16 protein-coding genes are annotated in these 17,555 nt (G+C 61.2%); 7 read left to right on the forward strand and 9 right to left on the reverse strand.

Annotation, left to right across the window (positions count from 1 at the left end):
* Positions 1–79: 79 nt before the first annotated feature.
* Positions 80–1,039, reverse strand: coding sequence for an AMP-binding protein (locus AC19YY_RS13430; protein ID WP_500604336.1), 960 nt, complete (start codon positions 1,037–1,039; stop codon positions 80–82).
* A gap of 316 nt (positions 1,040–1,355) precedes the next feature.
* On the opposite strand from AC19YY_RS13430, the gene AC19YY_RS13435 reads away from it, so the two are divergent.
* The 4 genes from AC19YY_RS13435 to nfsB all read left to right on the forward strand — a co-directional run bounded on the left by AC19YY_RS13435 (position 1,356) and on the right by nfsB (position 4,639).
* A complete protein-coding gene (locus AC19YY_RS13435) occupies positions 1,356–2,519 on the forward strand; it encodes an L-dopachrome tautomerase-related protein (RefSeq protein ID WP_500604337.1) in 1,164 nt (387 codons plus the stop codon).
* 47 nt (positions 2,520–2,566) lie between these two features.
* Entirely contained in the window at positions 2,567–3,460 is an 894-nt protein-coding gene (locus AC19YY_RS13440; RefSeq protein ID WP_500604338.1) for a glycine betaine ABC transporter substrate-binding protein, read from the forward strand.
* 127 nt (positions 3,461–3,587) lie between these two features.
* Positions 3,588–3,899 (forward strand): putative quinol monooxygenase, encoded by a 312-nt coding sequence (locus AC19YY_RS13445; protein WP_169953036.1) that lies wholly within the window; start codon positions 3,588–3,590, stop codon positions 3,897–3,899.
* A gap of 86 nt (positions 3,900–3,985) precedes the next feature.
* The gene (gene nfsB / locus AC19YY_RS13450) at positions 3,986–4,639 is read left to right on the forward strand and encodes an oxygen-insensitive NAD(P)H nitroreductase (RefSeq protein ID WP_169953034.1); all 654 of its coding nucleotides are present in this window, start codon (positions 3,986–3,988) and stop codon (positions 4,637–4,639) included.
* A gap of 53 nt (positions 4,640–4,692) precedes the next feature.
* On the opposite strand, the gene AC19YY_RS13455 is transcribed toward nfsB, so the two are convergent.
* The gene (locus AC19YY_RS13455) at positions 4,693–5,118 is read right to left on the reverse strand and encodes an ester cyclase (protein WP_169953031.1); all 426 of its coding nucleotides are present in this window, start codon (positions 5,116–5,118) and stop codon (positions 4,693–4,695) included.
* Between the two features lie 131 nt (positions 5,119–5,249).
* On the opposite strand from AC19YY_RS13455, the gene AC19YY_RS13460 reads away from it, so the two are divergent.
* Positions 5,250–6,143 (forward strand): LysR family transcriptional regulator, encoded by an 894-nt coding sequence (locus AC19YY_RS13460; protein WP_169953029.1) that lies wholly within the window; start codon positions 5,250–5,252, stop codon positions 6,141–6,143.
* Positions 6,144–6,147: 4 nt separating this feature from the next.
* Here the strand turns inward: AC19YY_RS13460 and AC19YY_RS13465 are convergent, their stop codons facing one another.
* Positions 6,148–7,089, reverse strand: coding sequence for a p-hydroxyphenylacetate 3-hydroxylase reductase component (locus tag AC19YY_RS13465; RefSeq protein WP_492633356.1), 942 nt, complete (start codon positions 7,087–7,089; stop codon positions 6,148–6,150).
* Positions 7,090–7,152: 63 nt separating this feature from the next.
* The gene (locus tag AC19YY_RS13470) at positions 7,153–8,322 is read right to left on the reverse strand and encodes a p-hydroxyphenylacetate 3-hydroxylase oxygenase component (RefSeq protein WP_500604339.1); all 1,170 of its coding nucleotides are present in this window, start codon (positions 8,320–8,322) and stop codon (positions 7,153–7,155) included.
* Between the two features lie 281 nt (positions 8,323–8,603).
* Between AC19YY_RS13470 and AC19YY_RS13475 the strand changes: the two genes are divergently transcribed.
* A complete protein-coding gene (locus tag AC19YY_RS13475; RefSeq protein ID WP_500604340.1) occupies positions 8,604–9,149 on the forward strand; it encodes a hypothetical protein in 546 nt (181 codons plus the stop codon).
* A gap of 105 nt (positions 9,150–9,254) precedes the next feature.
* Here the strand turns inward: AC19YY_RS13475 and AC19YY_RS13480 are convergent, their stop codons facing one another.
* The gene (locus AC19YY_RS13480; protein ID WP_170057198.1) at positions 9,255–10,346 is read right to left on the reverse strand and encodes an NADH:flavin oxidoreductase/NADH oxidase; all 1,092 of its coding nucleotides are present in this window, start codon (positions 10,344–10,346) and stop codon (positions 9,255–9,257) included.
* A 57-nt stretch (positions 10,347–10,403) separates the two neighbouring features.
* Between AC19YY_RS13480 and AC19YY_RS13485 the strand changes: the two genes are divergently transcribed.
* Entirely contained in the window at positions 10,404–10,739 is a 336-nt protein-coding gene (locus AC19YY_RS13485) for an ArsR/SmtB family transcription factor (RefSeq protein WP_169953015.1), read from the forward strand.
* Between the two features lie 10 nt (positions 10,740–10,749).
* Here the strand turns inward: AC19YY_RS13485 and AC19YY_RS13490 are convergent, their stop codons facing one another.
* The 4 genes from AC19YY_RS13490 to AC19YY_RS13505 all read right to left on the reverse strand — a co-directional run bounded on the left by AC19YY_RS13490 (position 10,750) and on the right by AC19YY_RS13505 (position 17,481).
* On the reverse strand, positions 10,750–11,595 hold the full coding sequence (locus AC19YY_RS13490; RefSeq protein WP_169953013.1) for a transporter: 846 nt from the start codon (positions 11,593–11,595) through the stop codon (positions 10,750–10,752).
* 86 nt (positions 11,596–11,681) lie between these two features.
* The gene (locus AC19YY_RS13495) at positions 11,682–13,781 is read right to left on the reverse strand and encodes a PQQ-dependent dehydrogenase, methanol/ethanol family (protein WP_500604341.1); all 2,100 of its coding nucleotides are present in this window, start codon (positions 13,779–13,781) and stop codon (positions 11,682–11,684) included.
* 113 nt (positions 13,782–13,894) lie between these two features.
* Positions 13,895–14,836 carry a transcriptional regulator FeaR gene (gene feaR, locus AC19YY_RS13500; protein WP_169953010.1) on the reverse strand — a complete coding sequence of 314 codons (942 nt, stop codon included), beginning with the start codon at positions 14,834–14,836 and terminating at the stop codon, positions 13,895–13,897.
* A gap of 80 nt (positions 14,837–14,916) precedes the next feature.
* A complete protein-coding gene (locus AC19YY_RS13505) occupies positions 14,917–17,481 on the reverse strand; it encodes a bifunctional diguanylate cyclase/phosphodiesterase (protein ID WP_500604342.1) in 2,565 nt (854 codons plus the stop codon).
* Positions 17,482–17,555: the final 74 nt, after the last annotated feature.

Here is a 17,555-nt window from a genome sequence, read left to right on the forward strand (position 1 = left end):
TACCGTATGCCCGGATAAATATCATGCCAATTGCCTGGCGCCCAACACCTGGGACGCCGCCGTGTGACGCATTGCCCGATCATGCACTATCGCGTTTGAGTTCATCCAGCCATTGACGGCCTTGGCGCACACTGGAGGCCTGCCAGATAAACTGCAACCGCTGCAAACCCAGGCGCCGTCGCAGCTGGTTTCTGATCAACTGGTGCAGGCCGCTCTGCGGGTGGGCTAGGGCCCAGTCGTGCAAGCGCCGGCGCCAGGTACTGCGGGGCTCAAGGCTGCCTTGGATCTCGTCAGCCAGGTGCTGCAACCTGGCCGGCGACAACAGCAAACCGGTGGGCGCCACCTCGCTGCGGTCACGCCGGGCAGAGCCGGGACTTTGCGCAAAAGCCAGGCCCTGGCCGCTGTTGAGCCATTGTTCGAACAGCACCGCAAGGCCACCTTGCCAGTGCGTGCCCTCCTCGCTCCATAACGTGGTTTCGCCGCTGGGCTGCCACCAACGATTCAGGCGTTGCAGCGCCTCCACCGGGCCGAGCAGCCGGGCGAAGCCAACCACCTCGCTGCCAGGCACTTGCTGATCGCTGATCAACACCTGCGGGGCGGCGCTGCTACCGACGACCATGAGCCAATGCTGCAACTGCTGACGGTCCGGGACATAGGCATGGCTGGGGCGCACCCGCCAGATTTGCCCGTGTAGCGCACTGGGTTGCAGGGTGTCAGACAGCGTCAACACCTGCCCGCCAATGGCCTGGGCCGCCAAGGCCAGCAGCAACAGATTGGGCTCGAAGGGCCCGCTCACCACCAACCGCGAATACTCGCCAAACCCGTGCTGGCGCAGCCCATCGGCCAGGCGCTCCACATCACGCAGGGCATCGATCCAGCGCCAGGCATACCACCGGCCATGCCGCTTGTGGCGCAACGCGCAGTGCAACGGGCGGACCTGGGCCCAGCGCTGCAATTGCTCCAGGGCCTCGGGCAGGCCCGCTACCCACTCGGCGGGCCATTTCACAGCCTGCGCTGGTCGTAGTTTATGCACGCTCATAGGGACTGCTCCTATCGTTGGAAGGCGCGTGCGGTGGTCCGTGCTCCGCGGTCTTGCGTTAAACAGCCAGGCAAGCGCCGTTGCAGGAGTCACGCCAAGATTGAAAACCCCTTGAATCCCTGCATCGCAATGGCCCCGTGAACACTCCACTGCCCCGTAAACCAGCAAACTGTTGATTGACTGTTGGCTGGCGAACAACGCCTGCACTTTCTCGATTGCGATGAAACTGTTAGCGCCATTAGTGGCTTTTTCCACATGCCGGGAACGCACACCATGGGCCACAACGCGCCCTTACCTGCTGATCCTGGAGCTCTTCATGCACCTCAAGCACCCCTTTATCTGGTCGGCCCTGGCCCTGACGATTGCCCTCGACAGCCATGCGGCCCAGCGCTCGTCGTTGCCCAGTGAACAAACCGTTGGCGTCATCGAGCAGGTGTTCGCTTTCCACGACGCCATGCCCACTGGCGTCAGCGTTGCCGAAAACGGGCGGATTTTTGTCAATTTTCCACGATGGGGCGATGCCGTGCCGTTTACCGTCGCGGAGCTGCGCAATGGCAAGGTCGTGCCCTATCCTGACCTGGCGATGAACCAGGCCAACCCGAACGACCCGGCCAAGGGTTTTATCAGCGTGCAAAGTGTGGTGGCCGATGGTCGCGGGCGTATCTGGATCCTGGATACTGCCGCCCCCGGCTTCGCATCGCCAATACCAGGCGGCGCCAAGCTGGTGGCCGTCGACCTGGCCAGCAATAAAGTGGTCAAGACCCTGGTCTTCCCGAAAAACGTGATGCTGCCCAGCACCTACGTCAACGACATGCGCTTTGACTTTCGGGTGGGGGACGAAGGCGTGATCTATATCACCGACTCCTCGCTCAGCGGTCCCGGGGCGATCATCGTCATGGACATTGCCAGCGGTACCGCCATTCGCCGCCTCAGTGGCGCCACGTCGACCTCCGTAGATCCGACCTTCGTACCCAAGGTCGAAGGCCAGGTCTTGCAGGTTCGCAACGCCGACGGCAGCACCCGGCCCTTTGCAGTAGCGTCCGATGGCATCGCCCTGTCGGCTGACGGCCAGACCTTGTACTTCTGCCCGCTGTCCAGCCGCCATCTGTACTCGGTACCGACCGCGCTCCTGCGTGATCCTTCGGTCAGCGAAACGCGGCTCGACATGGCAGTCCAGGACCTTGGCGAAAAAGGCGCCTCCGATGGGCTTGAGGCAGACGCTTCCGGAGCCCTCTATGCCGGCGACTATGAACACAACAGCGTGCGCAAACGCCTGGCGAATGGGCAGTGGCAGACCATCGTCCACGACCCGCGTGTGCTCTGGCCCGACACCCTGTCGATTGGCCCCGACGGCTATCTGTATTTCATGGCCAACCAGTTGCATCGCCAGGGCATTTTTCACGCAGGCAAGGATCTGCGCCAGAAACCCTACAGCCTGCTGCGGGTGAAGATTGACGCGGCGCCGGCACCCACGCACTAGGCAACGGACCAGCCCCCCTCACCGCTCATCATCGTGAAGGCACAACCATGGGTAAAACCACACCAAGGCGTCCGGGTAAAAAACTGCCCGTGACCCATCAAGACTTCGCCCGGGCCAACATCGCCAACGGCTCACGGCGTATACGGCTGGGCGTCACCGACCTGTCGTTCCACCGCGCTACTGCAGCGGTAGTCGCGCAGGTCATGCAGCACATGGGCCTGACCGTGGAGCGCCAATATGCCCTGCACGAAGACAACTTCAAGCGACTGCGCGAAGGCACGATCGACATGATTGCCTCAGCCTGGATTCCTTTCAGCCACGGGATCTACAAGCAGACGATCGACGCGGTGACGCCTACCCGTGAACTGGGCCTGCATTACGAGCCCTATGCATTGTGGGGGGTGCCTGACTACGTGAGCGAGCACGAAGTGGCCTCCATCGAGGACCTGCTCAAACCTCAAGTCCGCGCCCGAATGAACCCGCTGATCCAGGGCATCGGGCCAGGCGCCGGGATTACCCGGTTCTCGCTGAAAATCATGGACGAGTACGGCTTGGGCCGCGCCGGGTACCTGTTCCGTACAGGCACCCAGGATGATTGCATTGACGCCTTTGAGGCCCTGTATCGCCAGCGGCGATGGGGCATCGTCCCGCTGTGGCATCCACAGTTCCTGCATCATCGCTATCACATCCGCGACCTCAAGGACCCCAAGGGTTTGCTCGGCAGCGTCGACCGGGCCGTGCTGCTGGCGCGCGAGGATCGCCTGGCGCTGCTGACGACCGCCGAGATCCAGGTGCTGGACAATATTCGCCTGTCGAACGCCATCGTTGCCGAGCTCGACGATGCCTTCAATCGTGGCGAACAGTCGGCTGACGAAGCCGCGAGCGACTGGCTGGCAAGGCACCCTCAAACCTTGCGTGGCTGGTTGGCGCCGCTGGCCTGAACAGGCGCGTCTTTCAATGCACTTCACGCATTCTGAATTCGCCACGGGCGGGCTACAAGCCTTTGTCCACGGGGAATAACTTGGCGTTGCAGGCTTTCTGCAATGCCCTACCAATGAGGATTCCACCATGCTCTATCTAGTGTTCAGCGGCACCATCAAAGCCGGTAAACAGGCCGAGTTTTTCCGTGATGTAGCCGCCGTTTCGCAAAAGCTCACGCACCAGCATGACAAGGCCGTGGTTTATCAGTGGCACCAGGACGAAGAGAACCCCAACAAGTTTTTCCTCAATGAACAATGGCAAAGCGTCGAGGACCTGCACGCGCATTTTGAAACCCTCTACAAGGCCTTCGGCCCGGCCAAGCCTACCGAGCGCCTGCCGGCGAAGATCCTCGCCTACCTGGATGAGGCACAAGTGAATTTCTACCAGGCCATTGCCTGAAAGCAGCCCGGTCCACCCCCGCTTCAAGGGGGTGGACACCACAGCAACTCAATTCAAAACGTTCAGCTAACAGAGGGGATCTAATGATGGACATGCTCACGCTTTCCAAACGCCGATACACCGCCAAACTCTTCGATGCTTCACGCAAGATTCCCAAAACCACCCTGGAGCCCTTGCTGGAACAACTGCGCAACAGTCCCTCGTCGGTCAACTCGCAACCCTGGCACTTTGTGATCGCCGAAAGTGAGCACGCTAAAGCGCGCATTGCCCACAGTGTGGAAGGTGCCTTTGGCTTCAACCAGGCAAAAATCCTCGACGCCTCCCATGTGCTGGTGCTGTGTACCCGTACCCAGATGTCCGAAGAGTACCTGCAGGCCTTGCTCAGTCAAGAGGCCAGCGATGGACGCTTTCACGACGCGCAAGCCAAGGCAGGCCAGGACCGAGGACGACGCAACTTTGTCAACCTGCATCGCTACGACCTCAAGGACGTCCAGCACTGGATGGAAAAACAAACGTATCTGGCCCTGGGCACCCTGTTACTGGGGGCTGCGGCACTGGACCTTGATGCAACACCCATGGAAGGTTTCGACAGCAAGGTGCTGGATACCGAACTGGGCCTGCGCGAACGCGGGTTTACCAGCACAGTCGTGGTGAGCCTGGGTTATCGCAGCAACGAAGACTTCAACGCGCGCCTGTCAAAGTCCCGGTTGCCTGCCCAGGTTCTGTTCGATTTTATCTGATCGCCGTGACAATCAGCGCGCTTGCGCGGGGCCCGGCAGCCCCGCGCAAAGTGCTAGGCGCCGTTGGTAAAAATGCCGAGCTGCCTGGCCATGAACAGCTCATTGCGCTCGACGATTTCCTCGACCACCTTGCCTTGGGCATTGAAGCGAAAATAGGTCAGCGCGCTCCAGGCCAAGTCCTTGCCGCTCACATCAAAGCCATGCCAGGTGTTCGAGCCCTTGGCGTGATGCATCAGCGCTACCACCACCACATCGCCGGCCACGACCTCTTTCTGGAAGGTGGTCACGATCGAGTCGTAGCGCTCGGTGACGTTCAGGCGCAAGGCCTGTTTGAAAGGTTCGACACCGATGATAGGCGCCGGGCAATCGGGGCGATGAACCACCACATCATCGGCAAAAAACTGCGCGACACGCTCAACATCCTTACCATCGACGCAATACTTGAAGTACTTCTTCACTGTGTCCAGATTCTTGCTCATTTCGACTCCGATCAAGTTTTTCCCTGCACCCAACGGCTAGACTGCCTGGGGCAAAAAAAGGTTAACCGGCACCACACACCCGAAAAACTCTGTAGATGGAAAACACACTTGCGCGCAGCGGAGCAATGCTGATGGATCGCTGGACCGAATATGAGTTGTTTGTAAAGGTCGTGGAACTGGGCAGCGTGACCAAGGCCGCCGACGCCCTGGACCTGTCCAGTGCCGCCGCCAGCCGGCACCTGGCGGCCTTGGAGAATCGCCTGGGCGTGCGGCTGATAGAGCGCAGTACCCGGCGCCTGTTCGTCACCGAAGTCGGCCAGGCGTTCTATACCCAGTCCAAGGCGGCCCTCACGGCGATGCAAGGTGCGACCGAAGCGGTCAGCGCAAGCAAAAACCATCCGGCCGGGGTGTTGCGCGTGACCGCGTCCTTGTCCCTGTGCCTGCAACACATCCTGCCGCTGGTCCCCAGGTTCAAGGCGCAATATCCGGATGTGCGCCTGGATATCGTGGCCGAGAACCGCTACCACGACATCATCGACGACAACATCGACGTCGCCCTGCGCACCCGTGACAGCGAGCCCGACTCCAGCCTGGTGATCCGCCGCCTGACCGACACCCGTCGCCTGCTGGCCGCAGCGCCAGACTACCTCGAGCGCTGCGGCCACCCGGAACACCCACAGGCCCTGGCTGACCACCCACTGTTGCTCTACACCTATGCCAGCGATCCCTACGAGCTGACTTTCCAACGCAACGACCAGACCATCACCGTACCCGTCACTCCTGCGCTGGAGTCCAACGACGGTTATCTGTTGCGCTCCTTGGCGCTGCAGGGCCTGGGCATCCTCGCGCAGCCTACCTACGTGATACACGACGATATCGTCGCCGGGCGCTTGGTGCCGGTCTTGTGCGACTGGCACCTGCCCCGCCTGGAAATCAACCTGGTCTATCCCTCACGACGCCACCTGCCGGCCAAGACCCGAGTGTTTATCGACTTTATCGTCAAGCATTTCCAGCACCTGGACTGAGCAATCAGTGCTGGATCACCGCCTTGAGCACCGTCTTGAAGGTCTCCAACTGCTCATCGCTGAATTGGCTGAAGACCTGGTCCTGCTGCTCGCGGGCGATGGTCCACAGCGACTCGGTTTCGTCGATGCCCTTGGGGGTGAGTTTGACCCGTTCCTGATCGTCGCGTACCAACGCCTTGCGCTTGAGGTTGTTCACCGCCTCTTCGATCTCGCGTGCCGGCATTGCCACTTCGCGCTGCAATTGGGCCAGGCTCAGGCCAGCGTCGTTCTCCAGCACCATCAGCATCCGCGCCTCACTGGTGCGCAGGCCGGTGCTCAGTTGGCGCGGTTGGTAGCTGGCCTGATAGGCCCGCAGCGCCTGGGTCATCAGGTAGTAAAGGTTATGGCTCAGGCGGCCCTGGAAATGACTGCTCGGTGCCTGGCCTTCCTCGCGCTTGGTCATGCGGGTGTGCGGCAGCACCATGGAATAGGCGCCCTGGTGATACAGCAGGGGCGAGCGACCACAGTCGTCGAACGCGACCACTTTGCCAATCATGATCCAGTGGTCACCCCCGTCTACCTGCTGGAACTTCTCACACTCAAAGCGTGCCGAGCAGTCAGCCAGAATCGGCGCGCCGCCCTCGCCGGCCTGGTACTCGACTTCGGCAAAGCGATCCTCCTTGGGCCGGGCGAAGTTGTTGGACAAGTCGATCTGATCGGCGGCCAGCACGTTCACCGCAAAGTGGCTGGCCGTCTCGAACACTTCGTGGCTGGTCGAGCGTTTATCGATGCTCCACAGGATCAGCGGCGGGTCCAGGGACACCGAGTTGAAGCTGTTGGCGGTCACACCGACTTTGCGCCCGCTGGCATCAGCCGCCGTAACCACCGTGACACCGGTGGCGAAATTGCCCAGGGCGCGGCGAAACGCGCGGGTATCGAATGCGCTGCTTGGATTTTCAATAGACATGCAAGACTCCCGGGCAGGCCGATGGCCCTGCCCTGATTGTTCTTATAGGTAAAGAGTGGTCGGTCAGACCATTGCCGGGTCCGGCTCCAGGCCCATCAGTTCACGCCCCAGGATCTGTGCGCAAACGTCGTAGTCGGTATAGGCATGCGCCCCGGTGAGATGAGCGTCGCGGAACAGCCGTTGCAACTCGTTGGATTCAAACCAGGCGCCACCGCCTGCCGCCTCCATCAACCGGTCCACCGCCTGGATGCACATTTTGGTGGCGTAGCCCTGGTTGGTCCGCCAGAACGCCAGGGTGCCGCGACTGGGGTACTCGTGGCGTTCGCTGTGCTCGGCGATCTCCTCCCAGCTCTTTTCCAGCAACGCCCGGGCAGCGGCCACCTGGTGGGTAGACTCGGCCAGGCGCATCAGTGCAGGGGTCGCTGCGCCGACCGCCGCACCCGTGTAGGCACGCACACGGTTTTTGGTTTTTTCGCGGAACACCTCGAGCATGCGCTCGGCGATCCCCAGGCTGACGGTAGAGAAGCCGCTGGCAAAATACGGACGGTACGGGGCGAAGAAAATCCTGCTGTCGGGGTACAGGCCAAAGCCGGCCGACTGGCCTTCCATCATGTCCCTGGCCTTCTGGATACGGTGCTCGGGGACGAAGGCCTGGTCGACGATCAAGGTCTTGCTGCCGCTGCCACGCATGCCCACGGCAAACCAGTCGTCACGAATCGTGTAGTCACTGCGCGGCAGCACGGCGAAGCAATAATCCTGGGTGCCTTGGGCATTTTTGCGACGAAAGCCCATGATCGCCCACTCGGCATGGTCACACCCCGAACTCCAGCCCATCTCGCCGCTGAAAGTCACGCCACCTTGCACTTCTTCGGTACGACCGAACGGCGCGATACTGCTGCTGGCGGTTGCGTCGGGGTCTGTGCCCCAGACCTCGTCCTGCAACTTTGCCGCAAACATTGCCATCTGATGGCTGTGAGTACACAGCAGGCTCATCGCCCACGCGGTGCTCGCGCAAGCGCCGGCCAACAGGGCGATGCACTGGGCAAACTGCGGCAGTGAAATTTCCATGCCACCGTATTTTTTTGGCAAAAACGCGCGATGCATGCCGATCCCCTTGAGCAACGCGATGTTCTCGGCAGGCACGCTCCGATCATGCTCGGCGGCGAAGGCATTGGCAGCAATGGTGGGCAAGACCGACTTGAGGTCTTCCAGCAGAGGATTTGGCTTTTTCATGGGTGCTCTCTTTATTATTGGATATCCCCATTCCTGGCCAGCCTGCACCCCGCTCACGGGACAGGAGGCTTAAAACAACCGGGAACGTTCGTAACGACGCGACCAGTATGTGGCGCTTGGTCGCAGCGCAAAATGCACGTTCCGGATGGAAGATTGTACTTTTCATGGCCGTCATGAAAGGTCACTGGATAAGCAGACACCTGTGAAATATGACAGTAGACGTTTAAGGCACACCAGCCTTAGCTTGGCATCGACAGTTACTTAAAAGATTGGGTGCTGAGATGAACCACAAACAACTTTATGAATTCAGAGATATGGACGGCGCTGGCAACCCTGAAGTTGTAATGTCTCGCTATGACGAAGGCAATTATAACTTGGATGCCCCCAATGCCCGCGTAGTGATCTATTCGAGTAATGACAACTGGAAGTACGACGCGGTTGGCGGGACCAATGATGCAGATGGCGACGGAAAACATGACGACGAGGATAGAAGCTATTACATAAATGCCGCCAACTTTGTAACGCAGATGGTCACATTGAGCCCATTCCATGAGGGCAAGCGACTGTTTGACCGTATCTTGATTGCCTTTGATGGCAGCAATGTAAAAGATGTCAACATCATGCACTTTAATAAAGGCAACCGAGACCTTACCCGGCCTGACTTTACGGTGACCGCGGCAAATCCAGATCAATATTGGAATTACCGCAGCATTATCGCCAAAAGTCGAAAAGATGCCGACGGCGATGGAGATATCGATCTGGACGATGATCTGATTTACCGCCGGCTAGCGACATCCTTCGCGTCAATGCGAAATTTGAAACCGTAGTTATTGTAGGAGCTGGCTTGCCGGCGAAAAAAACCAGGCACCGCATTCATCCTGGTGCCCAGTGATATCGTTGACGACCATCGCCGGCAAGCCAGCTCCTACAGCTTAGCGATAGCGCTCAAGCCAATGCGCGTACGGCGCCGGCAGGGTCCAGGAGGCCTTGTCCACCCCCAGTTCCTTGGCGGCAAAGTACGCCCAGTGTGGGTCGGCCAGGTGTGCACGGCCCACGGAGACCAGGTCCAGATGACCAGCCTGTAGCGCTCCTTCGGCCAACTGCGGCGTACCAAAACCCCACGCCGAGGTGACCGGCAGACCGGCTTCGCGGCGCACGCGCTCGGCGATTGGGCCCATGAACGCCGGGCCCCAGGGGATATTGGTGTCGGGGATGGTGAAGCCAACGCTGACGCTCAACAGATCCAGGCCGCCATCTTTGAAACGACGGGCCAATTGAATGGATTCTTCCAGGGTCTGTTCGTCGCGCCCGTCATATTCGATAACCCCGAAACGCGCGGTCAACGGTAGGTTTTCCGGCCAGACTGCACGCACGGCCGCCAGGGTTTCCAGCATGAAGCGGCTGCGGTTGTCGAGGCTGCCGCCGTAGGCATCGGTGCGCTGGTTGGAGTGCTCGGAAAAGAAGCTCTGGCCCAGGTAACCGTGGGCGAAATGCAGTTCGATCCACTCAAAGCCAGCGTCACGGGCACGGCGTGCGGCATCGACGAAGTCTTGCTGTACCCGGGCGATGTCTTCCAGGGTCATGGCCTGGGGGACTTTCGGCAAGTTGGCACCAAACGCGATGGCCGAAGGTGCCAGGGTTTGCCAGCCACGGGCGTCGTCTGCGGGGATATGGTCGTCACCTTCCCATGGGCGATTGGCGCTGGCCTTGCGCCCGGCGTGGGCGATCTGGATACCGGGCACCGAGCCTGCCGCCTTGATCGCTTGCACCATGGGCACAAAGGCTTGGGCATGGGCATCGCTCCAGATCCCCGCGCAACCTGGAGTGATCCGACCTTCAGGGGCCACGGCGGTCGCCTCGACCACCACCAGGCCAGCGCCGCCCCGGGCCAAACCGGCAAGGTGGACGTGATGCCAGTCGTTGACCAGGCCGTCTTCGGCCATGTATTGGCACATCGGCGGAATGGCGATGCGATTGCGCAACGTAACGTCTTTGAGCGTGAAGGGTTCGAATAATGCAGACATGAAAAACTCCTGAAACGAGGGTGACGTTTGATTCGATAGTTCGATCTTAATCGAACTATGGTAATCAATGCCAGCCCTGTTATCATTCGCTTCATGCGAGCCTTTAAACACCCCTCCCCCGAAGACCTGACCCTCGAACGCCTGCTCTACGCGTTGAGTGACCCTGTGCGCCTGGACATCGTGCGCTGCCTGGCCGGGGTGGAAGAAGCCAGTTGCGGCGAGCTGGACGGCGGGCGGCCGAAGTCCAGCATGTCTCACCACTTCCGGGTTTTGCGTGACGCCGGGCTGGTGCATACGCGCAGCGTGGGCACCACCCATATGAACTCGTTGCGGGCCGATGTGTTGGCTGAGCGATTTCCAGGGTTGCTTGAGAGCATCCTCTCCCAACAATAAGGCCCCGGTGTCAGTAGAAATACGCCAGGCGAAACTGCAGCGAATTATCGATCTTCACCCCTTCGCGCACCGATGTGTCATGCATCAATTGCCCTAATACCTGTACTTGCTTGCCCAACATCGTGGCCACGGTAAAGCCCAGCGTGCCATTGCTGCGGCTGGTAGCCAGGGTTTGATGGTCCAGCGTCTCGCGTGCGCCCCAATTGTGGCGATAGGACACAGCCGCATATGTCTCGGGGGTGAAGTTGTAGCGCAGGTGGTTGTGCAGTTGCAGCAGCGGGTCCTTCTTGGCATCGGTGGCGCGCTGCTCGCCGTAGAACTCGGTCTCGGCAATCACATCCCAGGTGATTTTGTCGGTCAGCCCCTTGATGTAGCCCACCTGGAAATCCAGGGCCCAACGGTTGCTGCTCAGGGCAAATCCCTGGTTCTTGTCGCTGCCCGTGGGCGCGGTGACAAACGCCGACCAACCCAGGTGTTCGTTATTGGCCAGGTCCGCAATGGTCCACACCGTACCGCCAAACGTGATGTCGCCCAACCCCGAGTTCTTGCTGTCGCTGGCGCCGATCTTCTGGTAGCCGAAGGGAATCACGATCTGCGGGTCCCAGGTCAGGCCGGTGTTGAAGAACTCGGTGAAGTGGATCAGGCGCAACACGCCCACGGTCATGTCCAGGTCAAGGTTGTCGGCGACTTTCTTGCCGCCGGAGTAAACCTTGTCACCCCGCGGGTTCTGCTGGTACAGCACCACCACATCGGTGCCTTGGGGCAAGGCCGTGTAGTCGCCGGGGTCCGGCTTGACGTCGGCGTGGGCCAAGGGAACCAGGCTCAAGAGCAGGGTCAGGATGCTAAGTGTTTTCATGGCAAGTACCGTTATTGTTATTGGAGGCAACACTCGGCCATGGCGCCGCCCAAAGGCGTCGCCTGGCACACATGAGATAAACGGGATCAGTGAGCGGCGCTGAGATCGGCCTGCAGATCCTGGGTACGCTTGACCAGGTATTGGCGCAGCAACTCCATGTCTTCGCGCTGCAAAATGTCGGAGAAGTTCGGCATGCCTTTATTGATCAACGCGCCGCTGACAAAGGCTGGAAATGCCGCATGCTTGTTGTCATCCAGGTAGCGCAGGTCTGGCACCACCCCGCCGCTGATCGCGTTCAGGCCATGGCAGCCGGCGCACAGGCCGTTGAACATGTCGCGGGCCTGGGCCAGTTGCGCCGGTGTCGCCGTGAGTACCTGGCGGGTAGTCGGCAGTACTGGCGCGGCCTTGGGCGGTGGCAGCTGGCCTGTGGCACCCAGTTTGAAGGCAATCACCCGCGACTCGGCCCGCACCTTGCCCTTGTTGGTCAGCGGGCCGGTCAGCAGCGGCAGGATCCCGCCCCAACCCACGGAAAACGCCACGTACTGCTCGCCGTTGACCGTATAGGTAACCGGCCCCGCCATCACGCCGGAGTTGGCCCGGTGCTCCCACAGTGGCTCGCCGGTATCGGCTCGGTAGGCCACCACCCGCCCATCGGCCGTGCCCTGGAACACCAGGTTGCCAGCCGTGGCGAGGGTGCCGCCGTTGCCGGCGCTGACGTAGGGTTGCTTCCAGGCAGCTTCTTGCTTGACCGGATCCCAGGCGATCAGCTCACCGCTCCAGGCATCACGGATCTGGTTGAGGGCTTTCGGGTCTTCCGGCAGGTCCGGCACATCCAGGCCAAAGTTGACCACCGATTTATTCGGCAAGAACTGCGGGGCCTTGGCCGCCTTCAATTCGGCCAGGGTGTACTGCGCCGGAATGTACACGTAGCCGGTCTTCGGACTGTAGGACATGGGGTGCCAATTGTGCCCGCCGAGGAAACTCGGCTGCACCACCTTCGGCTCCTTGGAATAGTCCGCTGCGCCGGTAAGGATCGGCCGCCCGGTTTGCAGGTCGATGCCACTGGCCCAATTCACGGGCACGAAGTTCTTCGCCGACAGCAGTTTGCCGTTGGTGCGATCCAGGACATAAAAGAAGCCGTTTTTCGGCGCCTGCATGATCACCTTGCGCACGCTGCCCTCAATCTGGATATCGGCGAGGATCATGTGCTGGGTCGCGGTAAAGTCCCACTGGTCCTGCGGGGTGACCTGATAGTGCCAGACGTACTCGCCGGTATCCGGGCGCAGCGCCAGGATCGACGACACATACAGGTTGTCGCCCTTGCCATTGCTGCGAAACCGATAGTTCCACGGCGAGCCATTGCCAGTCCCCACGTAGAGCAGGTCCAGTTGCGGGTCATAGGCCATCGAGTCCCAGACTGTGCCACCACCGCCCCACTTGACCCAACCGTCGCCATCCCAGGTGCTCATGGCCTTGGCCATCGCCGCATTTTCTGCTGGCAGCTTGGGGTCGCCCGGCACAGTGTAGAAGCGCCACACTTGCTTGCCGGTATCGGCGTCGTAGGCGGTGACGTAGCCGCGCACACCGAATTCGGCGCCGCCGTTGCCGATCAACACCTTGCCCTTGACGATGCGCGGCGCGCCGGTGATGGAGTAGCTTTTGCTGCGATCGATGATGGTGTCGACGCTCCACACCGGCTGGCCAGTGCCCGCATCCAGCGCAATCAGGCGCCCATCGAAACTGCCCACATAGACCTTGCCCTGCCACACTGCCACGCCGCGATTGACCGGGCCGCAGCAGCCTTGGCTGAGGTTTTCGGCGGGTACTTTCGGATCGTATTTCCACAGCAACTCGCCGGTGGCGGCATTGATCGCATAAACGATGCTGAAGGCCCCAGTGGTGTACATCACCCCGTCGACCACCAGCGGCGTGGCCTCGGTGCCGCTGTCGATATCCAGCTTGGTGGTCCAGGCCATGCCCAACTGCCCGACATTACCGGCATTCACGCGGTCCAGCGGGCTGTAGCGTTGCTCATCGTAGGTGCGGCCGTGGCTCATCCAGTTACCAGGCTCACGGTCGGCGGCGATGATGCGCGGCCCATCGACCTGGGCCGGGCCGGCCAGGGCCAGGGTGGCGAACGCGGTCGCCAGCAAAGGCATGCCTAGGCGCAGGCTGCGTATTTTCATTGTTATTGTTCTCCAACATTAATCGGATCTGGCCACTCTATTAGAGGGCCTGCCACGCCCGCCCACTTGACTGAGGCTGCCAAAGCCCTTGGCATTCCCTGCCAAGGCGCTGCCTATGCCGGCTGCTGGCGAAAGTCCCGGGGCGCATGTTGGAAATGCCGCTTGAACGCCCGACTGAAATGCGCGGCGTCGACAAAGCCCCACTTGAAGGCGATCTGGGTGATCGACTCATGCCGCAAATCGCGGGCGCGCAGGTCCTGTGCCACCCGCTCCAGGCGGCGTTGCTGGATGTAGCGCGCAATACTTTCATGGCGCTGCTCGAACAACCGGTAAAGCTGGCGCACCGAGACATTCAGGTGCCGCGCCAGGTATTCGGGGCCAAGGTCGGTCTCTTGCAGGGAGGCTTCCACCAGGCGCGTGGCCAGGCCATAAATATCGTTATGGCCCACGCAGGCAAAGCCCGGCTGGCCCTCGGCGCGCTCGTCCAGGCCGGCAGCCGCCAGGCCGATCAAGGCCTGCTCTACGGCCGAGCCATCGTTCTCGCCGCCATAACCTTCACTCAGTTGCGCGTCCTCCAGGGAGCGCACCAGTGCACGAATCGTATGGGTGGCGACGCTATTGCGCGCCAGCTTGCCAAACAGCCGCTGCTGGCCGAATTGCCGGGCGACCTCGGCGCGCGACAGATGCACCGAGGTATTTTGCACCAGCCCCTGGGGCTCGATCTCGAAGGCCTGGGCCGAGTCCACCAGGGCGATATCGTCCGGCCCCAGATCGATGACCCGGTGCTGCTGGCGGATGCGCTGATGGCCGCTGCCCTGCAGGATCAGAAAACAGTGGCGGTCATCGTCCCCATCGCCGTGGGTGTGCTGGCGGCTGATCAGCCCGGCATTGGTGCGGATATGTGCCAACTCCAGGCCACACACGTCCTGGCCGTGGACGCTGCCAATGAACAGACTGTGTCGATCTGAACGTGCGGTGCTGAAATTGCCGCATACCGCACGCAAGTCACGATTCCAGTTGGCGAACTCAACGCAAGGGTTCAACAAGGCAGGCATACCCCCTCCCACAGACCGTTTATAGTTATATTGTTAACATATTATCTATATGCGGTCAGTGCAAGCAGGGCAAGGGGCTGCTAGTCAGTGCGGCCGGTGATCAACGCACTGATTGCCTGGGCATTCACCGGCACGCTGAGGTAAAAACCCTGCGCCTCATCGCACTGCACATCCTTCAGTGCCTTGAGCTGGTCGATGGTTTCCACGCCTTCGGCGGTCACCGTCAGCGAGAGCGCGCGGCCCAGGCCGACAATCGCCTGGATGATCGATTGATCGCCACCGCTGGCGGTCAGGCCACCAACAAAGCTGCGGTCGATCTTCAGCCCGTCGAAGGGGAATGAACGCAGATAGCTCAACGACGAATAGCCGGTGCCAAAGTCGTCCATCAGCAGGCGCACACCCAGGGCCTTGAGGCCTTGCATGGTGCTCAAGGCGACCTTTTCGTCGTTGAGCATCACACTTTCGGTCAACTCCAACTCCAGTCGCGCCGGGTTCAAGCCCGTCTCCACCAGCACCGCCTTGACCCGCGCCACCAAGTGCCCGCGCTGGAACTCGGTGGAGGACAGGTTGACCGAGATCATCACATCGTCAGGCCAGCCAGCGGCTGCCTGGCAGGCCGCGTGCAGCACCCAGTTGCTCAACGGCAGGATCAGCCCGGTTTCTTCGGCGATAGGAATAAACACATCAGGGCCCAGCAGCCCGCGCCGCGGATGCTGCCAGCGCACCAAGGCCTCGGCGCCGGCCAGGCGCTTGCCTTCGATACGGTAGCGCGGCTGGAAATCCAGGCGCAGTTCGCCGTTCTTGATCGCATGGCGCAGATCGGCTTCCAGCTGGCGCCGCTCGATAATGCGTGCGTTCATGTCGCCCGCATAAAAACGCCAGGTATTGCGCCCGCTTTCCTTGGCTTCGTAGAGCGCGATATCGGCGTAGCGCAGCAGCTCTTCGGCCAGGGTCGCATCCGCCGGCGCCATGGCAATGCCGATGCTGGCGCTGATAAACACTTCATGCTCGGTGATATGAAACGGTAGCTCGATACAGTCGATCAGCCGCCGGCAGAGGCCTTCCACCTCCAACTGCGAGCTCATGCCCGCCACCACCAACATAAATTCATCGCCCCCAATGCGCGCCACCAGGTCGTCACCGCGCAGGCAGCCCTGCAAGCGCCGGGACACCTGGTTAAGCACCTCATCGCCAGCGGCGTGGCCCAGCAGGTCATTGACCGGCTTGAAGCGGTCAAGGTCGATACTGAGCATCACCAACGGCCTTTCCAGGGTCGGCACCGCCTTGAGCTTGCCCTCGAGAAATTCCTGCATGCGCGTACGGTTGGCCAGGCCCGTCAAGGCATCGTGTTGCGACAGGTACTCGATACGCCGCCGGGCCTCGACCTCTTCGGTGATGTCACTGGCGGTGCCCCGATAGCCCTGGCCGGGGATCTCGCGCACCGACAACCGGCAGATACGCGGCTCGCCTTCACCCGACAGGTAGTTGCACTGCACGATGGCATTCGGGCGATGGGCGTGGTCCTTGAACCAGCTGGACAACAGGCCCTGATCCGAGGCCAGCAGCTCATCCGCCGCCGTCCCCAGGCAGTTGGCCCCTTTGAGGCCGGTGATCACGTCGAAACGCTCCGACAGGTAGGTAAACCGCAAGTGGGTATCCACTTCCCAGATCCAGTCGGAAGCCGCTTCGGCCACATCGCGAAAGCGCTCCTCGCTGACCACCAGCGCCGCGCGACTGGCTTGCAGGGTGGCGTAGTTACTGTCCATGATCCGCGCGGCGGCGGTGCTGCGGCGCTGGATAACCCAGGCCATCAGGGCGAAGATCAGGCCGGCGAACGTGACCAGCGGCACGACCAGCACCAGCAACTGGTGCCCCGGGTCGTCCGAGGTCCATTGCACAACGCCGGCATTGTCCCGCAGGCTCAGGCTCGGTGCGCCCGCCGCTACCCTGCCAGCCGGGGCAACCTGCAGACCTTGCACACCAAAGTCCTGGCCCAATGCGGCCAAGCGTTGCGGCGCCAGCTTGGCAATGAAGATCAACACAGAGGCCGGGCCGCTATCGGCCTTCACGCTCGGATCGGTGCCAGGCGTCAGCGCTGCGGCGGCCAACACCGCCGGTGTCCCGTCGGCCTGTACCAGCCGGGTCACCGACTGGCTGTTGGCGGCAGCCTGCCGGGCCTGGGCCAGCAGGGGCTCGATGGGTATGTGCAGCCAATCCTGCACGGCAACGGTCTGCAACTGGCCGTCAACCACCGAATACACCGTGCGGCCCGTGGGATCGACAACAAACACCCCCTCGAAACCCAGGTCGGCAAACAGCGTCGAACCCAGGTTTTGCCGCCCAAACGCCCAATCCACATCCACCTGCTGATGCAGGTGTGTGTAGGCGTCCCCCCAAAACGCGTAGTCCTTGACCGTAGAGGCGGCGATGCGCTCAACCGACAGCAAGGCGTTTTCGATATCGATCCGGCTGTGCTCGCTGGCATCCTGATTCAGATGATCGGCAATGGACACCAGCAGCACCCCGACCAACAAAAACATGGCCAGTAGCAGCAGTGAACAGGCGAGCAGATAAGCCCGTGCGGTAGAGAGATTGGAAACCTTGCCTTCCAGCGACGACTTGGGGCCAACGTTGAGCTTTTCCATAGCGCTCCAGGCGCCAGGGCGCCCTAACAACCCGCACCGAAAACCACACGACGCACACGCAGGTGCGCGACTGC

This window comes from Pseudomonas sp. MF09156, assembly GCF_059862305.1.

Bases quoted from the DNA above. Each gene is read 5' to 3' on its own strand.
- AC19YY_RS13430 (WP_500604336.1), bottom strand. From the start codon at position 1,039: ATGAGCGTGCATAAACTACGACCAGCGCAGGCTGTGAAATGGCCCGCC.
- AC19YY_RS13435 (WP_500604337.1), top strand. From the start codon at position 1,356: ATGCACCTCAAGCACCCCTTTATCTGGTCGGCCCTGGCCCTGACGATT.
- AC19YY_RS13440 (WP_500604338.1), top strand. From the start codon at position 2,567: ATGGGTAAAACCACACCAAGGCGTCCGGGTAAAAAACTGCCCGTGACC.
- AC19YY_RS13445 (WP_169953036.1), top strand. From the start codon at position 3,588: ATGCTCTATCTAGTGTTCAGCGGCACCATCAAAGCCGGTAAACAGGCC.
- nfsB (WP_169953034.1), top strand. From the start codon at position 3,986: ATGGACATGCTCACGCTTTCCAAACGCCGATACACCGCCAAACTCTTC.
- AC19YY_RS13455 (WP_169953031.1), bottom strand. From the start codon at position 5,118: ATGAGCAAGAATCTGGACACAGTGAAGAAGTACTTCAAGTATTGCGTC.
- AC19YY_RS13460 (WP_169953029.1), top strand. From the start codon at position 5,250: ATGGATCGCTGGACCGAATATGAGTTGTTTGTAAAGGTCGTGGAACTG.
- AC19YY_RS13465 (WP_492633356.1), bottom strand. From the start codon at position 7,089: ATGTCTATTGAAAATCCAAGCAGCGCATTCGATACCCGCGCGTTTCGC.
- AC19YY_RS13470 (WP_500604339.1), bottom strand. From the start codon at position 8,322: ATGAAAAAGCCAAATCCTCTGCTGGAAGACCTCAAGTCGGTCTTGCCC.
- AC19YY_RS13475 (WP_500604340.1), top strand. From the start codon at position 8,604: ATGAACCACAAACAACTTTATGAATTCAGAGATATGGACGGCGCTGGC.
- AC19YY_RS13480 (WP_170057198.1), bottom strand. From the start codon at position 10,346: ATGTCTGCATTATTCGAACCCTTCACGCTCAAAGACGTTACGTTGCGC.
- AC19YY_RS13485 (WP_169953015.1), top strand. From the start codon at position 10,404: ATGGTAATCAATGCCAGCCCTGTTATCATTCGCTTCATGCGAGCCTTT.
- AC19YY_RS13490 (WP_169953013.1), bottom strand. From the start codon at position 11,595: ATGAAAACACTTAGCATCCTGACCCTGCTCTTGAGCCTGGTTCCCTTG.
- AC19YY_RS13495 (WP_500604341.1), bottom strand. From the start codon at position 13,781: ATGAAAATACGCAGCCTGCGCCTAGGCATGCCTTTGCTGGCGACCGCG.
- feaR (WP_169953010.1), bottom strand. From the start codon at position 14,836: ATGCCTGCCTTGTTGAACCCTTGCGTTGAGTTCGCCAACTGGAATCGT.
- AC19YY_RS13505 (WP_500604342.1), bottom strand. From the start codon at position 17,481: ATGGAAAAGCTCAACGTTGGCCCCAAGTCGTCGCTGGAAGGCAAGGTT.